This is a genomic window from Streptomyces sp. SL06, assembly GCF_058244745.1.
Genome location: NZ_JBSYOT010000002.1, coordinates 5,037,479 through 5,060,171, shown reverse-complemented (window position 1 = coordinate 5,060,171; position 22,693 = coordinate 5,037,479). Strand labels below are relative to the sequence as shown.

Annotated in this window: 23 protein-coding genes and 1 pseudogene; 11 read left to right on the top strand and 13 right to left on the bottom strand. The window is 70.1% G+C overall.

The window, feature by feature from the left end:
* Positions 1 to 62: 62 nt before the first annotated feature.
* Positions 63 to 1,229, bottom strand: coding sequence for an HpcH/HpaI aldolase/citrate lyase family protein (locus AC4IHM_RS23085; protein ID WP_490868911.1), 1,167 nt, complete (start codon positions 1,227 to 1,229; stop codon positions 63 to 65).
* Between the two features lie 206 nt (positions 1,230 to 1,435).
* Between AC4IHM_RS23085 and AC4IHM_RS23080 the strand changes: the two genes are divergently transcribed.
* Entirely contained in the window at positions 1,436 to 2,377 is a 942-nt protein-coding gene (locus AC4IHM_RS23080) for a TerD family protein (protein ID WP_490868910.1), read from the top strand.
* 40 nt (positions 2,378 to 2,417) lie between these two features.
* On the opposite strand, the gene AC4IHM_RS23075 is transcribed toward AC4IHM_RS23080, so the two are convergent.
* From AC4IHM_RS23075 to AC4IHM_RS23050, 6 genes are all read right to left on the bottom strand, one after another.
* A complete protein-coding gene (locus tag AC4IHM_RS23075; RefSeq protein ID WP_490868909.1) occupies positions 2,418 to 3,149 on the bottom strand; it encodes a TerD family protein in 732 nt (243 codons plus the stop codon).
* A 151-nt stretch (positions 3,150 to 3,300) separates the two neighbouring features.
* Entirely contained in the window at positions 3,301 to 4,443 is a 1,143-nt protein-coding gene (locus AC4IHM_RS23070) for a DUF475 domain-containing protein (protein WP_490868908.1), read from the bottom strand.
* A gap of 77 nt (positions 4,444 to 4,520) precedes the next feature.
* Positions 4,521 to 5,096: a TerD family protein gene (locus AC4IHM_RS23065; protein WP_490868907.1), complete on the bottom strand. Its 576-nt coding sequence runs from the start codon at positions 5,094 to 5,096 to the stop codon at positions 4,521 to 4,523.
* 137 nt (positions 5,097 to 5,233) lie between these two features.
* Complete coding sequence (locus AC4IHM_RS23060) at positions 5,234 to 5,809, bottom strand: calcium homeostasis/redox stress adaptation protein (RefSeq protein WP_490868906.1); 576 nt, start codon at positions 5,807 to 5,809, stop codon at positions 5,234 to 5,236.
* 129 nt (positions 5,810 to 5,938) lie between these two features.
* On the bottom strand, positions 5,939 to 6,397 hold the full coding sequence (locus tag AC4IHM_RS23055) for a peroxiredoxin (protein WP_490868905.1): 459 nt from the start codon (positions 6,395 to 6,397) through the stop codon (positions 5,939 to 5,941).
* 123 nt (positions 6,398 to 6,520) lie between these two features.
* Positions 6,521 to 6,958 carry a DUF3052 domain-containing protein gene (locus tag AC4IHM_RS23050; protein WP_490868904.1) on the bottom strand — a complete coding sequence of 146 codons (438 nt, stop codon included), beginning with the start codon at positions 6,956 to 6,958 and terminating at the stop codon, positions 6,521 to 6,523.
* 375 nt (positions 6,959 to 7,333) lie between these two features.
* Between AC4IHM_RS23050 and aceE the strand changes: the two genes are divergently transcribed.
* Positions 7,334 to 10,081, top strand: a complete 2,748-nt coding sequence (gene aceE / locus AC4IHM_RS23045; protein ID WP_490868903.1) for a pyruvate dehydrogenase (acetyl-transferring), homodimeric type — start codon at positions 7,334 to 7,336, stop codon at positions 10,079 to 10,081.
* Between the two features lie 88 nt (positions 10,082 to 10,169).
* Here aceE and AC4IHM_RS23040 read toward each other — a convergent pair whose 3' ends face one another.
* On the bottom strand, positions 10,170 to 10,643 hold the full coding sequence (locus AC4IHM_RS23040) for a nitroreductase family deazaflavin-dependent oxidoreductase (RefSeq protein ID WP_490868902.1): 474 nt from the start codon (positions 10,641 to 10,643) through the stop codon (positions 10,170 to 10,172).
* A gap of 96 nt (positions 10,644 to 10,739) precedes the next feature.
* On the bottom strand, positions 10,740 to 12,356 hold the full coding sequence (locus tag AC4IHM_RS23035; RefSeq protein ID WP_490868901.1) for an MFS transporter: 1,617 nt from the start codon (positions 12,354 to 12,356) through the stop codon (positions 10,740 to 10,742).
* A gap of 131 nt (positions 12,357 to 12,487) precedes the next feature.
* Between AC4IHM_RS23035 and AC4IHM_RS23030 the strand changes: the two genes are divergently transcribed.
* The 3 genes from AC4IHM_RS23030 to AC4IHM_RS23020 all read left to right on the top strand — a co-directional run bounded on the left by AC4IHM_RS23030 (position 12,488) and on the right by AC4IHM_RS23020 (position 15,403).
* Positions 12,488 to 13,210 (top strand): TetR/AcrR family transcriptional regulator, encoded by a 723-nt coding sequence (locus tag AC4IHM_RS23030; RefSeq protein ID WP_490868900.1) that lies wholly within the window; start codon positions 12,488 to 12,490, stop codon positions 13,208 to 13,210.
* A 54-nt stretch (positions 13,211 to 13,264) separates the two neighbouring features.
* Positions 13,265 to 14,482: an alpha/beta hydrolase gene (locus tag AC4IHM_RS23025; protein WP_490868899.1), complete on the top strand. Its 1,218-nt coding sequence runs from the start codon at positions 13,265 to 13,267 to the stop codon at positions 14,480 to 14,482.
* Positions 14,483 to 14,548: 66 nt separating this feature from the next.
* Positions 14,549 to 15,403 carry a DUF4429 domain-containing protein gene (locus AC4IHM_RS23020; RefSeq protein ID WP_490868898.1) on the top strand — a complete coding sequence of 285 codons (855 nt, stop codon included), beginning with the start codon at positions 14,549 to 14,551 and terminating at the stop codon, positions 15,401 to 15,403.
* Between the two features lie 38 nt (positions 15,404 to 15,441).
* Here AC4IHM_RS23020 and AC4IHM_RS23015 read toward each other — a convergent pair whose 3' ends face one another.
* Positions 15,442 to 16,458, bottom strand: coding sequence for an aldo/keto reductase (locus AC4IHM_RS23015; protein ID WP_490868897.1), 1,017 nt, complete (start codon positions 16,456 to 16,458; stop codon positions 15,442 to 15,444).
* Positions 16,455 to 16,940: a MerR family transcriptional regulator gene (locus AC4IHM_RS23010; RefSeq protein WP_490868896.1), complete on the bottom strand. Its 486-nt coding sequence runs from the start codon at positions 16,938 to 16,940 to the stop codon at positions 16,455 to 16,457. The genes AC4IHM_RS23015 and AC4IHM_RS23010 overlap by 4 nt, the downstream gene beginning before the upstream one ends.
* A gap of 96 nt (positions 16,941 to 17,036) precedes the next feature.
* Between AC4IHM_RS23010 and AC4IHM_RS23005 the strand changes: the two genes are divergently transcribed.
* The 4 genes from AC4IHM_RS23005 (at position 17,037) to AC4IHM_RS22990 (ending at position 20,846) form a co-directional block, all read left to right on the top strand.
* Positions 17,037 to 17,507 (top strand): GNAT family N-acetyltransferase, encoded by a 471-nt coding sequence (locus AC4IHM_RS23005; protein WP_490868895.1) that lies wholly within the window; start codon positions 17,037 to 17,039, stop codon positions 17,505 to 17,507.
* Positions 17,508 to 17,526: 19 nt separating this feature from the next.
* Positions 17,527 to 18,348, top strand: a complete 822-nt coding sequence (locus AC4IHM_RS23000) for a serine hydrolase domain-containing protein (protein WP_490868894.1) — start codon at positions 17,527 to 17,529, stop codon at positions 18,346 to 18,348.
* A gap of 284 nt (positions 18,349 to 18,632) precedes the next feature.
* Positions 18,633 to 20,285, top strand: coding sequence for an aa3-type cytochrome oxidase subunit I (ctaD, locus tag AC4IHM_RS22995; RefSeq protein ID WP_490870906.1), 1,653 nt, complete (start codon positions 18,633 to 18,635; stop codon positions 20,283 to 20,285).
* A gap of 3 nt (positions 20,286 to 20,288) precedes the next feature.
* Entirely contained in the window at positions 20,289 to 20,846 is a 558-nt protein-coding gene (locus AC4IHM_RS22990; protein ID WP_490868893.1) for a hypothetical protein, read from the top strand.
* Between the two features lie 20 nt (positions 20,847 to 20,866).
* On the opposite strand, the gene AC4IHM_RS22985 is transcribed toward AC4IHM_RS22990, so the two are convergent.
* Entirely contained in the window at positions 20,867 to 21,136 is a 270-nt protein-coding gene (locus tag AC4IHM_RS22985) for a hypothetical protein (protein ID WP_490871020.1), read from the bottom strand.
* Between AC4IHM_RS22985 and AC4IHM_RS22980 the strand changes: the two are divergent.
* Both AC4IHM_RS22980 and AC4IHM_RS22975 read left to right on the top strand, forming a co-directional pair.
* A pseudogene (locus tag AC4IHM_RS22980) lies at positions 21,050 to 21,687 on the top strand (Scr1 family TA system antitoxin-like transcriptional regulator); the annotation flags it as partial. The gene AC4IHM_RS22985 and the pseudogene AC4IHM_RS22980 sit on opposite strands and share 87 nt — an antisense overlap.
* 59 nt (positions 21,688 to 21,746) lie before the next feature.
* A complete protein-coding gene (locus AC4IHM_RS22975; RefSeq protein ID WP_490868892.1) occupies positions 21,747 to 21,869 on the top strand; it encodes a DUF397 domain-containing protein in 123 nt (40 codons plus the stop codon).
* Positions 21,870 to 21,979: 110 nt separating this feature from the next.
* On the opposite strand, the gene AC4IHM_RS22970 is transcribed toward AC4IHM_RS22975, so the two are convergent.
* Positions 21,980 to 22,636 (bottom strand): pirin family protein, encoded by a 657-nt coding sequence (locus AC4IHM_RS22970; RefSeq protein WP_490870905.1) that lies wholly within the window; start codon positions 22,634 to 22,636, stop codon positions 21,980 to 21,982.
* Positions 22,637 to 22,693: the final 57 nt, after the last annotated feature.

The following is a 22,693-nucleotide window of genomic DNA, read 5'->3' as shown; positions in this document are numbered from 1 at the left end:
CCTCCCGTTGTCCACCGCGTCGTCGGCCATAAGTCTTCCCTGTCCGGCCGGCCGGGCCGGGTTCAGTCGCCCAGGCCGGCGGCGAGCAGTTCCACGAAGCCGACGTCCTCGTTGGCCACCCCGAAGGCCTCCGCACGCAGCATCGTCCGCTCGGCCCAGGCCCGGTGCGGCTTCACCTCGTTCATCTTGTTCGTGTAGGCCGACCTCATCACACCCCCGCCGCAGCGTTCGGGCCGCAGGATGTCCTGGGCGTCGCTGAACTCCTCGTGGCTGACCACGGACAGCGCGTGCACGGGCAGTACGTGCGAGGGGTGGATGCAGGTCTTGCCCAGCAGTCCGTTGGCGTGGTCCAGGGAGATCTCGCGCAGCAGGCCGTCCATGGAGTGCTCGATCAGCTTCTGGCGCAGTTCGACGGCCTCCCCCTCCAGGAAGGGGCTCTGCCGCAGCTGCGGTTTGAACATCCTCTCCTGGACGCGGAAGTACTCCCACACCGGCCCGGTCACCGTGAACCCGGTGCCGTCGGCACGGGCGAGCATGTTCACCACGTCGGCGATCACGGAGGCGACGATCTGGACGTCGTAGGCCGTCATGTCGGGGCCTCTGCGCAGCCCGTAGGAGGAGCAGAAGTCGGTCACGCCGAGGCGCAGGGCGAGGACGCGGTCGCGGTACTTGCCGACGGCGCGGTGGATGCCCTCCAGCGTCTGCACGCGGGTCTCCCGGTACAGCAGGTCGGGGGACTCCAGCACGGGCATGGCGAAGAGCCTGCGGCCGCTGGAGGCCTCGGCGGCGGCGAGCGCCTCCAGGAAGGGGATGCCGCGTTCCTCGGTGAACTTCGGCAGTACGAATCCGGACAGCAGCCGCGCGGCGGGGCCGAGGCGCCGTATCAGGTCGGGTATCTGCTCGGGGGTGCGGACCCGCACGAACAGCAGCGGGATGTCCGTGTCGGAACGTTTCGCCAGGTCCGTGAGCCGGCGGACGAGATTCTCCTCGCCGAGCGGTACGTCGGCGTCGTCGATCGAGTCCTCCAGGCACAGCACCATCGACACCACACCGGCCGCGGCCTGCTTGAGGATGTCGTCGGCGAGTCTGGGCCGGGTGGCCGGGCTGTAGAGCGTGGCGCCCAGGGCGGCGGACAGCAGCCGGGCCGGGGAGTCCGCCGTGAAGGAGCAGGGCTCCTGGTGGAAGAGACGCCTGCGCACATATGGAGGCATCTGTCCAAAATGACGCATGTGAACTCCCCCGTGGTGTCTGGGCAACCGGTGAACCACCGAAGGTGGCCGGTAATAGTACGTACGTATCCGTGTCGGCGGTTCCCACCGGGCATGAATTCCAGGTAACCCGGCCGTGTCGGCGACGGCGACCGGGGCGAACGGACACGAGCGGAGTTCCCGCCCCCGCGTTGTCGTGACCAGGACCGAGAAGGCAGGATGACGGCATGACGCACGCGATGCTGAAGGGATCGAACGTCCCGCTGCAAGCCACCACGGTACGCGCCGTGCTGCGCTGGACCCCCGGGCAGGGGGTGCCCGACGTCGACGCCTCCGCGCTGCTGCTGGGTCCGGACGATCGTGTGCGTTCCGACGAGGACTTCGTCTTCTACAACCAGCCCCGGCATCCTTCCGGCCAGGTCTGGCGGCTCGGCAAGAAGCGGGTCCCCGAGGGCCTGACCGACACGATCCAGACAGACCTGTCCGGGGTCGAGCCCTCGGTGGGCCGCGTCCTGCTGGTCGCCTCGGCGGACGGCGTCCCCTTCGACCGGGTCAGGTCCCTGCGCATCGTGCTGTACGACGCCGCGGACGCCGACGCGGAGCCGCTGGCGTACTTCGACGTCAAGCCGGAGACGGGCCGGGAGACGGCGCTGATCTGCGGTGAGCTGTACCGGCGCGGGGAGGGCTGGAAGTTCCGGGCGCTGGGCGAGGGCTACTCCAACGGGCTCAAGGGCCTCGCGACCGACTTCGGCATCTCGGTGGACGAGTCGGAGGCGGTGGACGAGCGCATGCCGGCCCCTCTCCCCGAGGCGGTCGCCGGCGAGCCCGCCCCCTCCGTGCCCGACCAGTCCGGCCCACCGGTGGTCCGTCCCGAGGAGCCGACGACGGTCCAGCCCCTCCCGGGCGCCTCCCGGCCGCTGCCGCCCGAGCAGCCCGCGGGGATACCGGCGCAGCCCGCGTACGGATATCCGCAGCAGCCGCCGCCGCTCCAGCCGGCCTACGGCTACCCGCAGCCGGACGCACGGCCCGGGTACGGCTATCCGCAGGCGCCCGCCGCCGCGGGGGTCGCCGGCGCGCAGTCCGGCTACGGCTATCCGCCGCCGGCCGCCGGGACGCCCGACCCGGACTTCCGGCTGCCACCGCAGGGACCGCAGTTCGTCGGCCGGTAGCCGCGCCGGGGACGCCGGGGCCCGGAGACCGGCCCTGCGGCTACGCCTTGCTCTTGTACCCGCGGCCCCACTGAAGGCCCCACCCGTACAACCGGTCCAGCTCTCCCTGGAAGCCGTACACGAACTTCACCTCGCGGCGGACGAAGATCTCGCCCTTGACGTTCTCGATCAGCACCACGGCGCAGGAGCGGGCCTGGGGGTGGCGTTCGTCGAGGTTTATCTCGATGCGGGGGCCGTTGCTCGGGTAGAGGGTGACGATGGCCTGCGTCCGGTCGAAGGCGGGCGTCTGGTCGTAGATGTAGGCGAAGAGCAGGAGGCGTTTGATGGCGTCCCGGTGGTCGAGGTTGACGTAGATCGTCTCGCCGGAGGCCGAGCCGAACCGGTCGTCGCCGCTGAGTTTGACGTACGGCGGGGCGTTGACGTTGCCCAGGAGGCCGCCGAGCGGCTGGACGACCCCGCGGGTGCCGTCCTGGAGTTCGTAGAGGCAGCCGAGGTCGAGGTCGACATTGACCATGCTCTGGCTGTGGCCGACGACCTCGGGGGGCTTGAGCGCCTTGAAGGGATGCCGCAGCAGGCTCTCGCGATGCTCGCCCATGATGTCCGAGGTCCGCATCCGCCAGGTGAGGTTGACCCGCAGATGGCCGGTGGCGGCGCCCTGCTTGGTCAGCGAGATCTCGCCGTTGCGTTTGGTCAGCTGGATGGAGTTGGTCGCCGCGCTGCCCGAGTCGAAATCGAACTCGCGGCCCCGCCGCAGTCCGTCGAAGAAGCCCATTGCCGCCCCACCTTCACTCGGCCGCCGTCGGGGCGGCTCCGAGGAGTCGTCCTCATGGCCCGCCCCGCTCAGAGCGTTCCTCACCCGGGCCGTGTTCACACCACGGGAGCGGGAGCACCGGGAGCGGACCCGGCCCGGGAGAGGACGCCTTTCACACCCCGGAGGGGATTTCCACCTTCTCCTGGTCGCCCTCTTCCCCGGCCGCCGCGAGTGCGCGGTTGCGGCGCACCGAGGACCAGAAGGACCAGCCGATCAGGACCACGCCGACCAGGCCGGTGATGATCTCGTTGATCTGGAACTGGATGGTCACCAGGAGGATGGCGGCGAGGGCGCCGATGGCGTAGTGCGCGCCGTGCTCCAGGAAGACGTAGTCGTCGAGGGTGCCCTGGCGGACCAGGTAGACGGTCAGCGACCGGACGTACATGGCGCCGATGCCCAGGCCGAGGGCCATCAGGACGATGTCGTTGGTGATGGCGAAGGCGCCGATGACCCCGTCGAAGGAGAAGGACGCGTCCAGCACCTCCAGGTACAGGAACATGAAGAACGCGGCCTTGCCGGCCAGCTTGACCGCCGACTTGGGCTTGCCCGCGCGCTCGGCCGCCTCTTCCTCCTCGTGCTCGCGTTCCTCGTCCTCTTCGAGTCTGTCCTCGAAGTAGCCGGAGAGGCCGCCGACGATCATGTAGGTGATCAGACCGGCGATGCCCGCGAGCAGCACCGTCTCGGCCTTGTCGGCATGGGTGCCGCCGTGCTGGTGGGCGTGGGCGCCGAAGGTGATGGAGGAGATGAGCAGCACGATCAGGGCGATGCAGACCGACAGCATGTCGACCTTGCCGAGCCTGGCCAGCGGGCGCTCCAGCCAGCCCAGCCACTTGATCTCCCGGTCCTCGAAGACGAAGTCGAGGAAGATCATCAGCAGGAACATGCCGCCGAAGGCCGCGATCGACGGATGGGCGTCCGTCACCAGCTCCTGGTAGCGGTCCTTGTTGGTGAGCGCGAGGTCGACGGCTTCGATCGGTCCGAGCTGGGCGCTGACCGCCACGATCACGACCGGGAAGACCAGGCGCATGCCGAAGACGGCGATGAGGATGCCGACGGTGAGGAAGATCCTCTGCCAGAAGGCGTTCATCTTCTTCAGGATCCCGGCGTTGACCACCGCGTTGTCGAAGGACAGCGAGATTTCCAGGATGGAGAGGATCGCCACGATACCGAAGGCGGTCCACCCCCCGTAGAAGACCGCCGCGACCAGGCCGAGCGCGGTGACCGCGAACGACCAGCCGAAGGTTTTCAGAAGCACTGGCTACCCAATCGTGTGTTGGGGGTACCTCCCAGACGAAGTCTGGGGGGAGGGGCTCCCCCGCGCCGTACTCGGCTTTACGAAACGTTGACTCCGAAGTCTAGAGCGATGCCCCGAAGCCCCGACGCGTACCCCTGCCCCACTGCACGGAACTTCCACTCGCCCTGGTAGCGGTAGAGCTCGCCGAAGATCATCGCGGTTTCCGTGGAGGCGTCCTCGCTCAGGTCGTAGCGGGCGAGTTCCTGTCCGTCCGCCTGGTTGACGACCCGGATGAAGGCGTTGCTGATCTGGCCGAAGGTCTGGCCGCGCTCGTCGGCCAGGTGGATCGAGACCGGGAAGACGATCTTGTCGCACCGGTCGGGCACCTTGGAGAGGTCGACCAGTACCGACTCGTCGTCGCCCTCGCCCTCACCGGTCAGATTGTCGCCGGTGTGCTCGATCGAGCCGTCCGGGCTCTTGAGCTGGTTGTAGAAGACGAACCACTCGTCGCCCAGTACCCGGCCGCTGCTGCACACCAGTGCGCTGGCGTCGAGGTCGAAAGGTGCTCCTGTGGTGGAACGCGCGTCCCAGCCGAGGCCGACGAGCACCTGCGTGAGGTTCGGTGCGGCCTTGGACAGGGAGACGTTGCCGCCCTTGGCAAGCGTGACGCCCATGGTGATGGTCCCTCCCCGGGTGATGGTTCTTGGGTTTCCTGCGCGTCCGGCGCCGCACGCGAACCGTGCGGCGCCGGACGGTCGAGACGGTGGCCCCGCCGGACGATCGAGGCCGTGGCCCCGGACCCCCGGACGACTCAGACGTTGACGCCGAAGTCCTGGGCGATGCCGCGCAGACCGGACGCGTAGCCCTGGCCGATGGCGCGGAACTTCCACTCCGCGCCGTGCCGGTACAGCTCGCCGAAGACCATGGCCGTCTCCGTGGAGGCGTCCTCGCTCAGGTCGTAGCGCGCGATCTCGGCCTCGCCCGCCTGGTTGACGACGCGGATGAACGCGTTGCGCACCTGCCCGAAGGACTGCTGGCGGTTCTCGGCGTCGTAGATCGACACCGGGAAGACGATCTTCTCGATGTCGGCGGGGACGGTGGCGAGGTTGATCTTGATCTGCTCGTCGTCGCCCTCGCCCTCACCGGTGGTGTTGTCGCCGGTGTGCTCGACCGATCCGTCCGGGCTCTTCAGGTTGTTGAAGAAGATGAAGTGCGCGTCGCTCGCGACCTTGCCGCTGCTGTTCAGCAGCAGCGCGCTGGCGTCGAGGTCGAAGTCGGTACCGGTCGTGGTGCGGATGTCCCACCCCAGACCGACGATGACCGCGGTCAGGCCGGGGGCCTCCTTGGTCAGCGAAACATTGCCGCCCTTGCTGAGGCTGACTCCCACGAGTCCTCCATTGATGTCCGGGGGCGGGGAGCCCCGTAGTGCGTGGATGTCGGTAGTGCGTGGATGCCGGATCAACGATTCGATCCTAGTGACGGGTTCCCGCCGTCCGCAGGCCCCGGGACCGGGGAATCACAGGGTGTCGAGCGCCTTCACGTACTCGGTCAGGTCACGGGCGTCCGGCAGGCCGTTGACGACGGTCCAGCGCACGACGCCCTCCCGGTCGATGACGAAGGTGCCGCGCACGGCGCAGCCCTTGTCCTCGTCGAAGACGCCGTAGGCGCGCGAGACGTTGCCGTGCGGCCAGAAGTCGGACAGCAGCGGGTACTCCAGACCCTCCTGCTCGGAGAAGACGCGCAGGGTGTGGATGGAGTCGTTGGAGACGGCGAGCACCTGGGTGTCGCGGTCGGTGAACTGCGGCAGGTTGTCGCGCACCTCGCACAGCTCGCCGGTGCACACGCCGGTGAAGGCGAAGGGGTAGAAGAGCAGCACGACGTTCTTGCGGCCGTGGAAGTCGGACAGCCGCACGCTCGCGCCGTGGTTGTCCTTCAGTTCGAAGTCGGGGGCCTTGTCGCCGACCTGGATCGTCATGTCGTGTTCGTCCCTTCCGAGGATGGTTCGTTGGAAACACCCTACGCAGGGAGCATCACGGACCCGCGGACGGGCCGACGGCGGTCGGCCCGTCCGGAGTCGGGTGGTGCGGAGCCCGGCCGGCTACCGCCTGGACTTCGCGGCCTTGGGCGTCGCCAGTCGGCTGCCGCTCCAGTCCTTTCCGACGCTGACGCTCTTGGACGCCGTCAGTCCGGCCGTCGTCGCGGCTTCCGAAATGTCGCTGGCCTCGACGTACCCCGGACGGCCGGTCTTCGGCGTCAGCAGGAGGATCGATCCACCCTCCTCGATGTACGTGGTGGCATCCACCAGCGCATCCGTCAGGTCGCCGTCGTCGTCACGGAACCACAGCACGACGGCATCGGCCACGTCCTCGTAGTCCTCGTCCACCAGCTCGCCCTCGACGGCGCCCTCAATGGCCTCGCGGAGCTCCTGGTCGACATCGTCGTCGTAGCCGATCTCCTGGACCACCTGCCCGGGCTGGAACCCCAGCCTGACGGCAGGGTTCGTCCGCTCCTCCGCGTGGTCCGCGGTCGCGCTCACGGGTTGCCTCCTGATCATGTCTTGGTGAATGTCTCAGCCACGCGCGTGCGCGAAGCATTGGCCGTAGTCCACACGGGCGGGACGGATCGCGCAAGTACCCGGCCGCCAGGACCGCCGAAACGGTGACGATCCCGGCCGTGTCGCCGCAACTCCAGACGCGGCGCCCCGACCGAAGGTGACGTACACCACACCTATCTGCCCCGTTTGCGTATTTGGGAACCACGTGTGGGTACGAGACTCGAATGAACGTGCCCCCCGATCCTCATGGGAGAACCGGTTACCCCACGGTACAGATGACGATTGCCCCCGTGAGGTACACGATGGGGAATCGGCGCAGACACCCGGCACAAGTGGCCCTCCGAGCGAAGGAACAGCGTGGCTTCCGCATCCGATCGCAGTCCGATCATCATTGGCGGCCTTCCGAGTCAGGTTCCTGACTTCGACCCCGAGGAAACCCAGGAGTGGCTCGACTCCCTCGACGCCGCCGTCGACGAACGCGGCCGGGAGCGGGCCCGGTATCTGATGCTGCGGCTGATCGAGCGGGCCCGGGAGCGGCGCGTGGCCGTGCCCGAGATGCGCAGCACGGACTACGTCAACACCATCCCGACCAAGAGCGAGCCGTTCTTCCCCGGCAACGAGGAGATCGAGCGCAAGATCCTCAACGCCACCCGCTGGAACGCCGCCGTGATGGTCTCGCGCGCGCAGCGGCCCGGCATCGGCGTCGGCGGCCACATCGCGACCTTCGCCTCCTCCGCCTCGCTGTACGACGTGGGCTTCAACCACTTCTTCCGCGGCAAGGACGAGGGCGACGGCGGCGACCAGGTCTTCTTCCAGGGCCATGCCTCACCGGGCATCTACGCGCGCGCGTTCCTGCTCGACCGGTTCGGCGAGGAGCACCTGGACGGCTTCCGGCAGGAGAAGTCGAAGGCGCCCCACGCCCTGTCGTCGTACCCGCACCCGCGGTCGATGCCGGACTTCTGGGAGTTCCCGACGGTCTCGATGGGCCTCGGCCCGATCGGCGCGATCTACCAGGCGCGGATGAACCGCTACATGCACGCGCGCGGGATCACGGACACCTCGCGTTCGCACGTGTGGGCCTACCTCGGCGACGGCGAGATGGACGAGCCGGAGTCGCTGGGCCAGCTGTCCATCGCCGCCCGCGAGGGCCTGGACAACCTGACCTTCGTGGTCAACTGCAACCTCCAGCGCCTGGACGGCCCGGTGCGCGGCAACGGCAAGATCATCCAGGAGCTGGAGTCGGTCTTCCGGGGCGCCGGCTGGAACGTGATCAAGCTGGTGTGGGACCGCACCTGGGACCCGCTGCTCGCACAGGACCGGGACGGGGTGCTGGTCAACCGGATGAACACCACGCCGGACGGCCAGTTCCAGACGTACGCCACCGAGTCCGGCGCCTACATCCGCGACCACTTCTTCGGCGACGACCACCGGCTGCGCGCGATGGTCGAGAACATGAGCGACGACCAGATCCTGCACCTGGGGCGCGGCGGCCACGACCACCGGAAGATCTACGCGGCGTACCAGGCGGCGCTGGAGCACAAGGGCCAGCCGACGGTCATCCTGGCGAAGACGATCAAGGGCTGGACGCTGGGGCCGAACTTCGAGGGCCGCAACGCCACGCACCAGATGAAGAAGCTGACGGTCGACGACCTCAAGCGCTTCCGCGACCGGCTGCATCTGCCCATCCCGGACAGGGAGCTGGAGTCCGGCGCGCCGCCGTACTACCACCCCGGCCGGGACAGCGAGGAGATGCAGTACATGCACGACCGCCGGCGCGGTCTCGGCGGGTACGTCCCGACCCGGGTCGTGCGCTCGAAGCCGCTCGCGCTGCCGGACGAGAAGACGTACGCGACCGTGAAGAAGGGGTCGGGGCAGCAGTCCATCGCGACGACGATGGCATTTGTACGGCTCCTCAAGGACCTCATGCGGGACAAGGAACTCGGCCGGCGTTTCGTACTGATCGCGCCGGACGAGTATCGCACCTTCGGCATGGACTCGTTCTTCCCGAGTGCGAAGATCTACAACCCGCTCGGGCAGCAGTACGAGTCCGTGGACCGGGATCTGCTGCTCGCCTACAAGGAGGCGCCCGACGGGCAGATGCTGCACGACGGCATCTCCGAGGCCGGCTGCACGGCCTCGCTGATCGCGGCCGGGTCGGCGTACGCCACACACGGCGAGCCGCTCATCCCGGTCTATGTCTTCTACTCGATGTTCGGTTTCCAGCGCACCGGCGACCAGTTCTGGCAGATGGGCGACCAGTTGGCGCGCGGCTTCGTACTGGGCGCGACCGCCGGCCGTACGACGCTGACCGGTGAGGGGCTTCAGCACGCGGACGGCCACTCGCAGTTGCTGGCCTCGACCAACCCGGCGTGCGTGGCGTACGACCCCGCCTTCGGGTTCGAGATCGCGCACATCGTCGAGGACGGCCTGCGCAGGATGTACGGCGGGGACGAGCAGCACCCGCACGGCGAGGACGTCTTCTACTACCTCACCGTCTACAACGAGCCGATCCAGCACCCCGCCGAGCCCGACGGCGTGGACGTTGAGGGCATCCTCAAGGGCGTGTACCGCTTCAGCGAGGGCACGGGCGGCTCCATCCCGGCGCAGATCATGGCGTCCGGGGTCGCGGTGCCGTGGGCGGTGCGGGCCCAGCGGATCCTCGCCGAGGAGTGGAACGTGCGCGCCGACGTGTGGTCGGCGACCTCCTGGAACGAGCTGCGGCGCGAGGCGGTGGCGTGCGAGGAGCACAACCTGCTGCACCCCGAGGAGGAGCAGCGGGTGCCGTACGTGACCCGGAAGCTGGCGGGTGCGCAGGGGCCGTTCGTGGCCGTCTCCGACTGGATGCGCTCGGTGCCGGACCAGATCGCCCGGTGGGTGCCGGGGACGTACCAGTCGCTGGGCGCGGACGGCTTCGGCTTCGCGGACACGCGGGGTGCGGCGCGGCGCTTCTTCCACATCGACGCGGAGTCGATCGTGGTAGGGGTGCTCACGGAGCTGGCGCGCGAGGGGAAGGTCGACCGCTCGGCGCTGAAGCAGGCGGTCGACCGGTACCAGCTGCTGGAGGTGACGGCGGCCGACCCGGGCCCGGCGGGCGGGGACGCGTGACACCCGGGCGATGACGACGGGGAGCCACGGCAGGGCGCGGGCGTCGGGGCAGGGCCGGCGCCGGCGGCAACCGCGTCGCCGGCATCGGTCAGGTGCCGACCGGTTCGAGGACCACCACGGGGATGTCCCTGGTGGTCTTCTTCCGGTAGCTCTCGTACTGCGGGAAGATCCCCGTCATCAGCTTCCAGAGTTCCGGCTTCTCCTCGGCGGTCGCCGTGCGGGCGCGTACGTCGAGGTGTTCCTCGCCGATCTGGACGTGTGCCTCGGGCGTGGCGACCAGATTGAGGTACCAGAGGGGGTGCTCGGGCTTTCCGCCGTTCGAGCCGACCACGATGACGTCGTCACCGTGCCGGCCGTAGACCACCGCGGTGCGGCGCAGCTTTCCCGACCTGCGTCCGCGGGTGGTGAGGAGCAGGGTGTCGAGCCCGTACCACTTCTGCCCCTCCTTTCCGCCGCTGCTGTCGTACCGGCGTATGTGCGCCGCGACCCAGCCCGTCGGGCTGTCGACGGGTGCCTCCCCCTGCCGCTCCGGCCCGCCCTGCTGTTCCGGCTCCTCCGGCATGGCGCCTCCGATCTAATCAAATTTGGCCAGTCGTCACCCTAGCCAGGGTTCCCGGGCCCCGTCACCCCAGACGGGCGGACAGGGCCCGGAACTCCGTCAGATGTGGCCCACGCCCGCACCGGCCTCCGCGTTCTCACCGCGCTTGGTGAGGAACGCGACCAGCACGGCGACGACCGCGACGCCCGCGGCGACGAGCGACGCCAGGCTCATGCCCGAGATGAACGTGTCGTGCGCGACATCCGTGATCTTCTCGGCGATCGGCGCCGGGGTCCCCTCCGGCACCGGCGCGACACCCAGCTGCACGGCCTGCGCCGCCTGGTCCAGCTGGGCCGGTTCGAGCGGGGGCAGACCCGCCCGCGCCCAGTTGCCCGCGAGGTCGCTGTCGACCTTGGAGGCCATCACGGCGCCCAGGACCGCCGTGCCCAGGCTGCCGCCGATCTGCATGGCCGCCTGCTGGAGGCCGCCGGCGACACCCGACAGCTCCATCGGCGCGTTGCCCACGATGACCTCGGTGGCGCCCACCATGACCGGCGCCAGACCGAGACCGAGCAGCGCGAACCAGATGGACATCGTCACGCTGCCGGTGCCCTTCTCCAGCGTGGACATGCCGTACATGGCGATCGCGGTGCAGGCCATGCCGCCCGCGAGCGGGACCCGCGGACCGAACCGGGTGATCATCGCGCCCGCCACCGGCGAGGCGACGATCATCATGGCGGTGAGCGGCAGCAGGTGCAGACCGGCGTCGATCGGGCTCATGCCGTGCACGTTCTGCAGGTAGAAGGTGACGAAGAACAGGCCGCCCATGAAGGCGATGGCCATCAGGACCATCAGGACGACACCCGCCGACAGCGGCACCGACTTGAACATCCCCAGCGGGATCAGCGGCTCCCGCACCTTGGTCTCCCAGAAGGAGAACGCGGCGAAGCCCACCACCGCCACGGCGATGAACAGCCAGGTCTGACCGGAGCCCCAGCCCCAGTCCGGCGCCTTGATGAGCGCCCAGACGAGGCAGAACATCGAGGCCGACAGCAGGGCGATGCCGAGGATGTCGAAGGAGCGCGGGGCGTTCTCGGCCCGGTGGTCCAGCAGGATCAGCACCCCGAGCACCACGGCGAGGATGCCCACCGGCACGTTGATGAAGAACACCGACTGCCAGTTGACGTGCTCGACCAGCACGCCGCCCAGGATCGGGCCGCCCGCGGTGGAGGCGCCGATGACCATGCCCCAGATGCCGATGGCCATGTTGAGCTTCTCGGCCGGGAAGGTGGCCCGCAGCAGGCCGAGCGCGGCCGGCATCAGCAGCGCGCCGAACAGCCCCTGGAAGACACGGAAGGTGATGACCATCGCGATGCTGTCGGACAGTCCGATGGCGCCGGAGGCGGCGGCGAAGCCGGCCACCCCGATGATGAAGGTCTGCCGGTGGCCGAAGCGGTCACCGAGCTTGCCCGCGGTGATCAGGGAGACCGCGAGGGCGAGGAAGTAGGCGTTGGTGATCCACTGGAGCTGGGACCAACTGGCACCCAGGTCCTTGCCGATGGCCGGGTTGGCGATGGCCACGATGGTGCCGTCGAGGGCGACCATCATGACCCCGACCGCGACGGTGATGAGGGTGACCCACGGGTGGCCGCGCAGCCCCGAGGCCTGCGCAGGGCCCGACGGGGTGGACGGTCCGTCCCCCGGCCCCGTCTTGTCGAGCGTGGTCTGACTAGTCATACCGACGAGGCTAATGACAGCGACTGACAGTTGACAAACCGATCCGCCAGTCGTAACTCACAAGTCATCTCCGGATAGCCTGAACTGCGGAAAGACCAACGGACCCGACACGCGGGAGCGACCTTTTGAACATGGCGGACACGGCGGCCACCACGGGATCCGCACGCCCGGCTCCCCCACCGGGTCTGCGCGAACGCAAGAAGCGGCGCACCCGGGACACCCTGCTGCGAGCCGCGCTCGAACTGTTCGCCTCACGGGGCTACGAGGAGACCACCGTCGACGACATCGTCGAAGTGGCCGCCGTCTCGCAGCGCACCTTCTTCCGCCACTTCGCCGGCAAGGAGGAGGCCGCGTTCTTCGTGTCGCGGCTCGCCGAGTCGCGCTTCGTCGAGGCCGTACGCCGCCGCCCGCCCGGCGAAGCGCCCCTGGACGCGCTGCGCCGCGCCCTCATGGAGAGCTGGGACACCATCGGCGAGGCCGTCGAGCAACTGGTCCCGCTGGACCTGCACATGCGCTTCTACCGGGTGATCGAGTCCACGCCCGCACTGCTCGCCGCCCATCTGCGGCACGCCGCGGAACTGGAGGAGGAGATCGCCCGCGTCGTCGCCGACCGCGAGGGCCTCGACGTGGACGAGGACCCGCGGCCCCGCGTCGCCGTGGCCGTCTTCGGAGCGGTCCTGCGGGTGACCGAGCGCATCTGGTCGGCACGCGACGACACCGGCCTGGCGGAGCTGCGCGTCCTGACCGCCTCCCACCTCGACCAGGTCGAGCCCGCGCTCGCCGGGAACTGGGGAAACCGCCCCGCGGCCACCGGACGGCCGGATCCCTCCGCACGCCCCCGACGCGAAACGTGATCCGTGTCACCGGATCCACGCGAGACCGTCCCGTTCTCCTAGTGTGTCCTCCCAGTGACTTCCTTCGACACCTCCCCGCAGCTGAACGTCTGGCGCGCACTGCTCGCCCTGGCCGTGGTGTTCGTGATGCTGGCGACCACCGGCTGGACCGCCCTGCGCAACCAGCGGGGCCCCACCGCCCTCGAAGCGTCGGTGTCGGCCTGGGAGCACGGCCGGATCGACGGCCGGCGGCTGCCCGACGCGCAGGCGGCCCCCGCCCGGCTGGCCCGCTTCTTCGCCTCGCTCACCCAGTGGCAGCGCGCGAGCCTCGCCCGCCGCTACCCGCTGGCCGTCGGCAACATGAACGGCGCCCCCGTCGGCCTGCGCTACCTCGCCAACCGCTCGGCGCTCGACACGGCGCGGGCGGCGGAGCGGCTGCGCACCCACGACAGGCGGCTCTCCCCCTCCGGGCAGCGCGAGGCCGGCCGGCGCATGCACCACTACGAGGCGCTGCTCGCCCCCGGCCGCCACGTCCTCGCCTTCGACCCGGCGGGCTCGGGCAAGGTCGCCGAGGTGTTCGGGAACCTGAACCGCGCCGACCGCGTGTCCGTCGTCGTGCCCGGCGTGGACACCGAGCTGCTCACCTTCCGGCGCACCGACCGCAAGTACTCGGCGCCCGCCGGCATGGCCGAGTCGCTGTACGCGGCCGAGCGCACGGCGAGCCCGGACACCTCCACCGCCGTGATCGCCTGGGCCGACTACACCTCGCCCAGCGGCCTCGGTGTGGAGGCGGCCACCGCGTCCCGCGCCGCGCAGGGGGCCGAGCGGCTCAACGCGCTGCTGCGGGCGCTGCCCGGCCGGGCCCCCGTCTCGCTGTTCTGCCACAGCTACGGCTCGGTGGTGTGCGGCCTCGCCGCCGGCGCCGCGCCCGGCCGGGTGAGCGACATAGCGGTGGCCGGCAGCCCCGGCATGCGCACGAGGAACGCCTCCCGCCTGGGCACCTCCGCCCGGGTGTGGGCGATGCGGGACGCCGACGACTGGATCCAGGACGTGCCGTACCTGGAGGTCGGCGGCCTCGGGCACGGCGCCGATCCGGTCTCCGCCGCCTTCGGGGCCCGGGTGCTGTCGGCGCGGGGCGCCCCGGGGCACAGCGGCTACTTCGTACCGGGTACGGAGAGCCTGCGGAACTTCGCGCGGATCGGGGTTGGCGCATACGGGGCCGTCGCCTGCGCCGACGAAGACGACACATGCCGGGCGGGTTTGTCCGCGGCCACGGCGGCCGGACGCGCGTAGAGAAGGAGAAACTCCGGTTTGCCCGGGGAGGGGACGGAGAGGCTCGTGCCGCATACGATGAGCCGCATGGGTGACGTACTGGCCGGATTTCATGCCGCCTGGGAGTTCGAGACCGACTCCGTGCTCATCCGCTACGAACGGGGGATCCGAACACCCAAGCTGTTCCAGACCCTGGGGGAACGCCGTGTCCCCCTGGAGGCGATCGCGGACGTGACGCTCACGCCCGGCAGACGCGGCACCGTCGTGCTGCGCGTCGAACCGCGTCCGGGCGCCGACCCCCTGATCGAGGCGGCGGCCGGACAGCTCAAGGAGGGCTTCGACCCCTACCGGCTGGTGCTGCCCGCCGAACGGGAGACCCTCGCGGAGTACTACGCCGACGAGCTGCGGGCGCGGCTGCGGGACGCCGAACCGGCCGACCGGTACCTGGTGGCCGCGCCCGAGGCGCCGCTGCACTTCAAGGCGTACGACGGGAAGGCGGCCTTCGACGGGAAGGCGGTGTCCTTCCGGTGGTCGTGGACCGGCGCGTCGTCGGCGAAGTGGAAGGCCGGCGACCAGAACTTCCCGGTCGCCGACCTGGGCGGGGTGGAGTGGCGCTCCCCCGAGGCATTCGAGGGGTATCTCAGGCTGCTGCCGCGGGACGGCGCGCCGGCCGCCGCGCAGGCCGACCAGGATCCGGCGGCGGTCGTGTTCGGGCTCGGGTACGGGCCTGTGCACGAGTCACTGCCGTTCGCCGCCGCGGTGCTGGCCGCGGTGCGGGACCGGGGTCCCGGCGCGCCGGTGCCCGTGCCGGTGCCGGCGCCCCGGCGCGACCCCGCGGACATCGCCGAGCGGATCCGGCATCTGGGGGAGCTGCATCAGCAGGGGCTGGTGACGGACGAGGAGTTCTCCTCCAAGAAGGCCGAGCTGCTGGCGGAACTCTGACCCGCCGCGCGGTCCCCGCGCTCCTTCGGGGCGCCGCCCTACTCGCGTCCCGCGGACGTGGAGGCCATGTCCGCGTACCGGTCCCCCGCCACCTTGGCCGCGATCGGCTCCAGCAGGGACAGCTCGTCCTCGGTCAGGACGATCCGGGCCGCCGCCGTGTTCTCCTCCACCCGCGCCGGCTTGCGGGTGCCCGGGATCGGGATCACCGGCAGGCCGTGCACCCGGGCCCGCTGCTGGACCCAGGCCAGGGCGATCTGGCCGGGGGTGGCGCCGTGGGCGTCCGCGAGCGTGCGGACCGGGTCGAGGAGGGCGGCGTTGGCCGCCGCGTTGTCGCCGGTGAACCGGGGCTGCCGACGGCGGAAGTCGTCGGCCGTGAGGTCCTGGTCGGCGTTGACGAAGGAGCCGGTGAGAAAGCCCCGGCCGAGCGGCGAGTACGGGACGAGGGCGACGCCCAGTTCACGGGCGGCCGGCACCACGCCGGGCTCGATGTCCCGGCTGAACAGCGACCACTCCGACTGCACGGCGGCGATCGGATGCACGCCCTGCGCGGCCCGCAGCTCCTCCCCCGTGACCTCGCTCAGACCGAGGTGCTTGACCTTGCCCTCGCGGACGAGGTCGGCCAGCACGCCGACGGTCTCCTCGATCGGCACGTTCACGTCGCGCCGGTGCATGTAGTAGAGGTCGATCACGTCGACCTCCAGGCGGCTCAGGCTCGCCTCGACGGCCCGGCGGATGTACGGCGGGTCGTTGCGGATGATCCGCTTCATCGGCTCGTCCGGCGGGCTCGACAGGGCGAACTTGGTCGCGACGACGACCTCGTCGCGATGGGCCCTGAAGAACGGCGCCAGGAACCGCTCGTTCCCACCGGCGCCGTACGCGTCGGCCGTGTCGTAGAGCGTGACGCCCAGTTCCAGCGCCCGTTCCAGGGTGGCGCGGGACGCGTCGGTGTCGGAGGGGCCGTACGCCCAGCTCATGCCCATGCAGCCGAGGCCCTGTACGCCCACCTCCGGGCCGCCCTCGCCGAGCCGCACGGTCGGGATCCTGTGGTCGGTCATCGGTTCTTCTCCTCCTCACGGGCGCGCGCCGCGTCCCCGTAGAAGCCGATCTTCTGGTCGAGTACCGCGAGGGCGTCCCGCAACTCGTCGATCCGCGTCAGCACGTCGCTGCGCGTGGACTCCAGCAGTTCCCGCCGGTCGGGGTAGGTGCTCGCGCCCTCGCGCACCAGCTCCGCGTACCTGACCATGTCGGCCACCGGCATGCCGGTGAGGCGCAGCTTGCCGACGAAGTCGAGCCAGTCCAGGTCGCGGTTGCTGTAGCGGCGCTGCCCGGTGTGCGAGCGGTCGATGTGGGACATCAGGCCGATCCGCTCGTACCAGCGCAGCGTGTGGGCCGTCAGCCCGGTGAAGGCCACGACCTCGCTGATGGTGTAGTGGTCCTGCCCGTCGGGGCGCGGGTGGCGCCGGGGCGGGGCGGAGCAGATGTCTGTTCTGGTGGCGTTCGGCCGGGTCGTCTCGGCCGTGGTCTGCATCACCGTCATGCCTCCCACGCTATGACCTTGGAGTGCACTCCAGGCAAGCGCCGCCGCGGGAAATACGCAGGACACGCGGCGGGCGGGCTCACTAGCGTGCCGGGCATGAGTCTCGTACGCCGTGCCATGGCCGAGGACGCGGGAGAAGTGCTCCGTCTGCGTCAGGTGATGATCGATTCGATGAGCCCCGGCTCGCCCACCGGCTGGCAGGCCGGTGCCCTGCCCGCGCTGCGGGCCCGGCTGGCCGAACCGGACGGGGATCTCGCGGCGTTCGTCGTCGACCACCCGGAACGGCCCGGGACGCCGGCGGCGCTGGTGGTGGGAACGCTGGAGTACCGGATCGGCGGCCCTGACCGTCCGTCGAGCGGCCTGATCGGGTACGTCTTCAGCGTCGCCACCGACCCGGACGCCCGGCGCCGCGGGTACGCGCGGGCGTGCATGGACGAGTTGCTGGAGTGGTTCCGCGAGCGCGGCGCGGGGCACGTCATGCTCACCGCCTCCCCGGCCGCCGAGCCCCTGTACGCGGCCATGGGCTTCACCCGCGACACGGCCCCCTCGATGAGGCTGCGCCTGTGAGCCGCTTAGGGTCGGTCGCATGTCCTTGAAGAGTCTCGCGTTGATCGAGAACTGGCCGGTTCCCACCGCCGCGGCGGGTGTCGTACGTGCCGACGGCGCCGTCCCGGGAACGTACGGTCCGGTCGCGCACCGGTTCCCCCTCGCCTCGGTCACCAAGCCGCTCGCGGCGTACGCGGCGCTCGTGGCGTACGAGGAGGGCGCGATCGAGCTGGACGAGCCCGCCGGGCCGCCCGGGTCGACCGTCCGCCATCTGCTGGCGCACACCTCGGGGCTGGCCTTCGACGAACACCGGGTGACCGCACCGCCCGGGGAGCGCCGGCTCTACTCCAACGCCGGTTTCGAGCAGCTCGGCGACCACATCGCGAAGGCGGCGGACATGCCGTTCGCCGAGTACGCGCGGCAGGCCGTGCTGGTGCCGCTGGGCATGACGGCCACGGCGCTCGACGGCTCCCCCGCGAAGGACGGGGTCTCCACGGTCGAGGACCTGCTGCGGTTCGCCGCCGAGGTCCAGGCGCCGCGGCTGCTCGACCCGCGCACCGTCGCCGAGGCGATGACGGTCCAGTACCCGGGCACGAAGGGCGTGCTGCCGGGCTACGGCCACCAGAACCCCAACGACTGGGGCCTCGGTTTCGAGATCCGCGACGCCAAGTCCCCGCACTGGACGGGCGCGTCGTCCTCTCCGCGCACCTTCGGCCACTTCGGCCAGTCCGGGACGTTCCTGTGGGTCGACCCGGACGCCGGGCTCGCCTGCGTGGCGCTCACGGACCGGGCGTTCGGCCCCTGGGCGGTCCAGGCTTGGCCGCCCTTCACGGACGCGGTGCTGGCGGAACCGCGCGGCTGACATCAGGGCCGTTGGTCCCTCCCCCCGACGGCCCATGGGGACTGTTCGGCCCTGCCGGTCCCGGTATTGCGGCAACGATCATGTGGCTGCGGCCGGGATGCGCCGCGTCCCATGCCGTCCAGTCGGCGCCTCCCGGCCCGTCGACTCCGGTCCGAACCCGTAACGGACCGGAGCGGAGTACGGACCAGAAGGAGAGGGCACCGGCGGTGGCCGAGGGGCAGATACAAGAGGTCGGGACCGGGCAGGCGCAGGCCGCGGGTCCCGACGGGGGCGGGGCGCCGGAGATCCCCGAGCAGTCCGCGACCGGGCAGGCGCGCGCGTCGTGGGTGGACTGGCTGACGACCACCGACCACAAGCGGATCGGAACGCTCTACCTGGTCTCCGCGTTCGTCTTCTTCGTCGTCGGCGGTGTGCTGGCGCTGGCGATGCGCGCCGAACTGGCCCGGCCCGGCCTGCAGATCATGTCGAACGAGCAGTTCAACCAGGCCTTCACGATGCACGGCTCGATCATGCTGCTGCTGTTCGCGATGCCGCTGTTCACCGGGTTCGCGAACTGGCTGATGCCGCTCCAGATCGGCGCACCTGACGTGGCGTTCCCGCGGCTGAACATGCTGGCCTACTGGCTGTTCCTGTTCGGCTCCCTGACCGCGGCCGGCGGCTTCCTCACCCCGCAGGGCGCGGCCAGCTTCGGCTGGTTCCTGTACGCCCCGCTGTCCACCGAGGTCTACTCGCCGGGGATTGGCTCCGACCTGTGGATCATGGGCGTGGCCCTGTCCGGCTTCGGCTCGATCCTGGGCGCGGTCAACTTCATCACCACCATCATCTGCATGCGCGCGCCGGGCATGACCATGTTCCGCATGCCGATCTTCACCTGGAACGTCCTGCTGACCGGTCTGCTGGTCCTGATCGTGTTCCCGGTGCTGGCGGCTTCCCTGTTCGCGCTGGAGATGGACCGCAAGTTCGGCAGCCACATCTTCGACGCGGCGAACGGCGGTGCGCTGCTGTGGCAGCACCTCTTCTGGTTCTTCGGCCATCCAGAGGTGTACGTCCTGGCGCTGCCGTTCTTCGGGATCGTCTCCGAGATCATCCCGGTCTTCTCCCGCAAGCCGATGTTCGGCTACATGGGCCTGATCGGGGCAACGATCTCCATCGCGGGTCTGTCGGTGACGGTGTGGGCGCACCACATGTACACCACGGGCGGGGTGCTGCTGCCGTTCTTCTCCTTCATGACCTTCCTGATCGCGATCCCGACCGGGGTGAAGTTCTTCAACTGGATCGGCACGATGTGGAAGGGCTCGCTGTCCTTCGAGGCACCCATGCTCTGGGCCACGGGCTTCCTCGTCACCTTCCTCTTCGGCGGTCTGACCGGCGTCATCCTGGCCTCGCCGCCGCTCGACTTCCACCTGTCCGACTCGTACTTCGTGGTGGCCCACTTCCACTACACGCTCTTCGGCACGGTCGTGTACGCGATGTTCGCCGGATTCCACTTCTGGTGGCCGAAGTTCACCGGCAAGATGCTCGACGAGCGCCTCGGGAAGATCACCTTCTGGACGCTCACGGTGGGCTTCCACCTCACCTTCCTGGTCCAGCACTGGCTCGGCGTCGAGGGCATGCCGCGGCGCTACGCGGACTATCTGGCCGCGGACGGTTTCACCGCCCTCAACACCCTTTCGTCCATCGGGTCGTTCCTGCTGGGCATGTCGATCCTGCCGTTCTTCTACAACGTCTGGAAGACGGCCAAGTACGGCGAGAAGGTCGAGGTCGACGACCCCTGGGGGTACGGCCGTTCACTGGAGTGGGCGACCTCCTGCCCGCCCCCGCGCCACAACTTCACGTCCCTGCCCCGCATTCGCTCCGAGTCCCCGGCGTTCGATCTGCACCACCCGGAGATCACCGCGCTCGAGAGGGCCGACAGCCTCGACAAGGCGGTGAACTGACCCGTGTCCCATCCCGCCCCGGCTCTCGGTGCGGCGGTGCTGACCGCGGCCGGCTCCGTGTGGTACCTGCCGGCTCTCGCCGTACTGCGGGCCGGGGCCGACCGGCCCGCCTCCCACCGCGCGGGGGCGGTGGCCTGCCTCACCGGCTGGGGCACGGCCGCCGCCGTCGCCCTGCTCCTCCTGCTGACCGACAGCTGGTGGCCGCCCGGCACGACGGCCCTGGCGGGCGCGGGCGCCACGGCCGTCCTGTGCGCCCGCGCGGCCCTCCAGCGCCGACGCGGCACCCGCGAGGCGGCCCGCCTGTGGACCCAGCTGGGGTGGGCCCCTGCCGACCGCTCCCGTACCGCGTTCGTCGCCGTGGTCCTGACCGGCGGACTGATCACGGCCACGACCACGGCGGCCGTCCTGTGGACCAACGGCCAGGAGACCGTCCCCCTCTGGCTGACCGCCGCCGCGCCTCTCACCCTGATCGCCGTCGCCCTCGCCGTCGCCCTGACGGCCACCGGCGGAGGCGGTGCCCCGCCCGGACCCACCGGCCGGGGCACGGTCCCACGCCGCTGATCCGAAACCCTGCCGCCCGCTCACCCGTGGTCGGCGACCTCCACCCGCACCCCGTCGGGCCGCAGCAGAAAGCAGATACGGCAACGGCGTCCCGGCACGTGCCGTACGACGTTGGACACCAGCTCCGTCAGTGCCGGCTCCGCGGCATCGGCCACCTCGCCCAGGCCCGAGCGCAGAAGGTACAGACGCAGCATGCGACGCAGATGCCCGGCCGAGTGCTCGGCCATGGCGAACTCGGCGCGGTAGTCACTCTCCATGCCCGCCGTCTGCGGGCCAGTTACGTGATTCACGCCACAACTGTGCAACGTGGTGCGTACGCTCGACTACGCACAGAAACGAACGCCGTCGGCCGTTGCTGCGCCGCCGGCGCGAGGCACACGGGCTCAAGCAGGGTCAGCTCGGCGACATCATCTTCTGCACGGGATCCCTGATCGGCCAGATCGAGACCACGAGGAAGGTGCCCACCCGGGACTTCTCCGAACGCGTGGACGCCGCGCTCGGCACGGACGGCCTTTTCTCCCGTCTGATCGGTCTGGTGCTGCGGAGCCAACTTCCCACGTGGTTTCAGCCGTATGCGGAGATGGAGGCGAGGGCGACGTACATCTCCACGTATCAGGCGCAGTTGGTGTACGCGCGGGCGGTCCTCAGTGTGGAAGGCGATAACGTGGATGAGATGGTCGCCGCCCGGATGGAACGCCGGCGCATCCTCCAACGCGTCCAACCGCCTGCCCTGTGGGTCATCCTGGATGAGGCCGCCCTGTTGCGGGAGATCGGCGGGCAGAGGGTCATGCGCGGGCAACTCGCGCACCTGTTGACCTTCGCAACCGCCCCCTGGGTCCAGAGGCACAGCGCGCTGAATGGCGCAAGTCGAGTTACAGCGGAAGCAACGGCGGCGACTGTGTGGAGGTCGCCGTCGGGGGTCTCGTCGGGGTGGTGCCGGTGCGGGACAGTAAGGATGTGGGCGGTCCTGTTGTGATCGTGGGGGCGGAGGCGTGGAGGGACTTTCTCGGTGGCCTCCACTAGCCGCACCCCCTCCCCAAAAGCCTGAGCGACGAGGACACAACTGTCATTCAAACGCTCAAACGAGCGCCACGAGAACACTCGCAGCCGTAATGCTCACGCTTTGGCGCGGGTCAGTGGGACGCCATCTCCCACACGAGCAGCTCCGCGCGGTCGGAGGCCACCGCGTCCAGGTCCCGTGCGTGTGTGATGCGGGCCGCGTCGCCCGGACCCAGCTTCTCGCCGGACAGGCGTACCGCGCCCCGTACGACGTGGACGTACACGTAGGCCCCGTCGGGCACCGCCGTCCGCTCCCCCGTCACCAGGCGGCGGACGTGGAGCATCGCGCCGGCTTCGGGGACGGCGTACGGGGTGGAGTCGGCGATGCCGTGGACGATCTCGTAGGCGGGGTCGCCGCCGGGGAGGCGCGGGGCCAGCCACATCTGGACGAAGGTGAGGGGGCCGGAGGCGTCGTTGCGTTCGACGTGGCGCACACCGCCCGCCGCGCTGAGGCGCTGTACGTCCCCGGCGCGGACGAGCGTCTCGTGGCCCGCCGTGTCCCGGTGGGTCAGCTCGCCCTCGACCACCCAGGTGACGATCTCGGTGTGGCTGTGCGGGTGTTCGCCGAAGCCGGCGCCCGGGGCGAGCCGCTCCTCGTTGCAGGCGATCAGCGCTCCGAAGCGGAGGTTGTCGGGGTCGTAGTGGGGGCCGAAGGAGAAGGCGTGCCGCGACTCGATGCCCGCCGCCGGGTCGCCTCCGGGATAGCGCTCGTCGGCGCGCCGTACGTCCATCACGCCGTCCACCGTAGACCCGGCGGCACACCCGGCCGTCCCGATAAGGCAGTCTTG

What these genes read in the sequence shown, in the direction of transcription:
- AC4IHM_RS23085 (WP_490868911.1), bottom strand. Translation starts at nt 1,229, where the DNA reads ATGCGTCATTTTGGACAGATGCCTCCATATGTGCGCAGGCGTCTCTTC.
- AC4IHM_RS23080 (WP_490868910.1), top strand. Translation starts at nt 1,436, where the DNA reads ATGACGCACGCGATGCTGAAGGGATCGAACGTCCCGCTGCAAGCCACC.
- AC4IHM_RS23075 (WP_490868909.1), bottom strand. Translation starts at nt 3,149, where the DNA reads ATGGGCTTCTTCGACGGACTGCGGCGGGGCCGCGAGTTCGATTTCGAC.
- AC4IHM_RS23065 (WP_490868907.1), bottom strand. Translation starts at nt 5,096, where the DNA reads ATGGGCGTCACGCTTGCCAAGGGCGGCAACGTCTCCCTGTCCAAGGCC.
- AC4IHM_RS23055 (WP_490868905.1), bottom strand. Translation starts at nt 6,397, where the DNA reads ATGACGATCCAGGTCGGCGACAAGGCCCCCGACTTCGAACTGAAGGAC.
- AC4IHM_RS23040 (WP_490868902.1), bottom strand. Translation starts at nt 10,643, where the DNA reads ATGCCGGAGGAGCCGGAACAGCAGGGCGGGCCGGAGCGGCAGGGGGAG.
- AC4IHM_RS23035 (WP_490868901.1), bottom strand. Translation starts at nt 12,356, where the DNA reads ATGACTAGTCAGACCACGCTCGACAAGACGGGGCCGGGGGACGGACCG.
- AC4IHM_RS23030 (WP_490868900.1), top strand. Translation starts at nt 12,488, where the DNA reads ATGGCGGACACGGCGGCCACCACGGGATCCGCACGCCCGGCTCCCCCA.
- AC4IHM_RS23020 (WP_490868898.1), top strand. Translation starts at nt 14,549, where the DNA reads ATGGGTGACGTACTGGCCGGATTTCATGCCGCCTGGGAGTTCGAGACC.
- AC4IHM_RS23015 (WP_490868897.1), bottom strand. Translation starts at nt 16,458, where the DNA reads ATGACCGACCACAGGATCCCGACCGTGCGGCTCGGCGAGGGCGGCCCG.
- AC4IHM_RS23010 (WP_490868896.1), bottom strand. Translation starts at nt 16,940, where the DNA reads ATGACGGTGATGCAGACCACGGCCGAGACGACCCGGCCGAACGCCACC.
- AC4IHM_RS23005 (WP_490868895.1), top strand. Translation starts at nt 17,037, where the DNA reads ATGAGTCTCGTACGCCGTGCCATGGCCGAGGACGCGGGAGAAGTGCTC.
- AC4IHM_RS23000 (WP_490868894.1), top strand. Translation starts at nt 17,527, where the DNA reads ATGTCCTTGAAGAGTCTCGCGTTGATCGAGAACTGGCCGGTTCCCACC.
- AC4IHM_RS22970 (WP_490870905.1), bottom strand. Translation starts at nt 22,636, where the DNA reads ATGGACGTACGGCGCGCCGACGAGCGCTATCCCGGAGGCGACCCGGCG.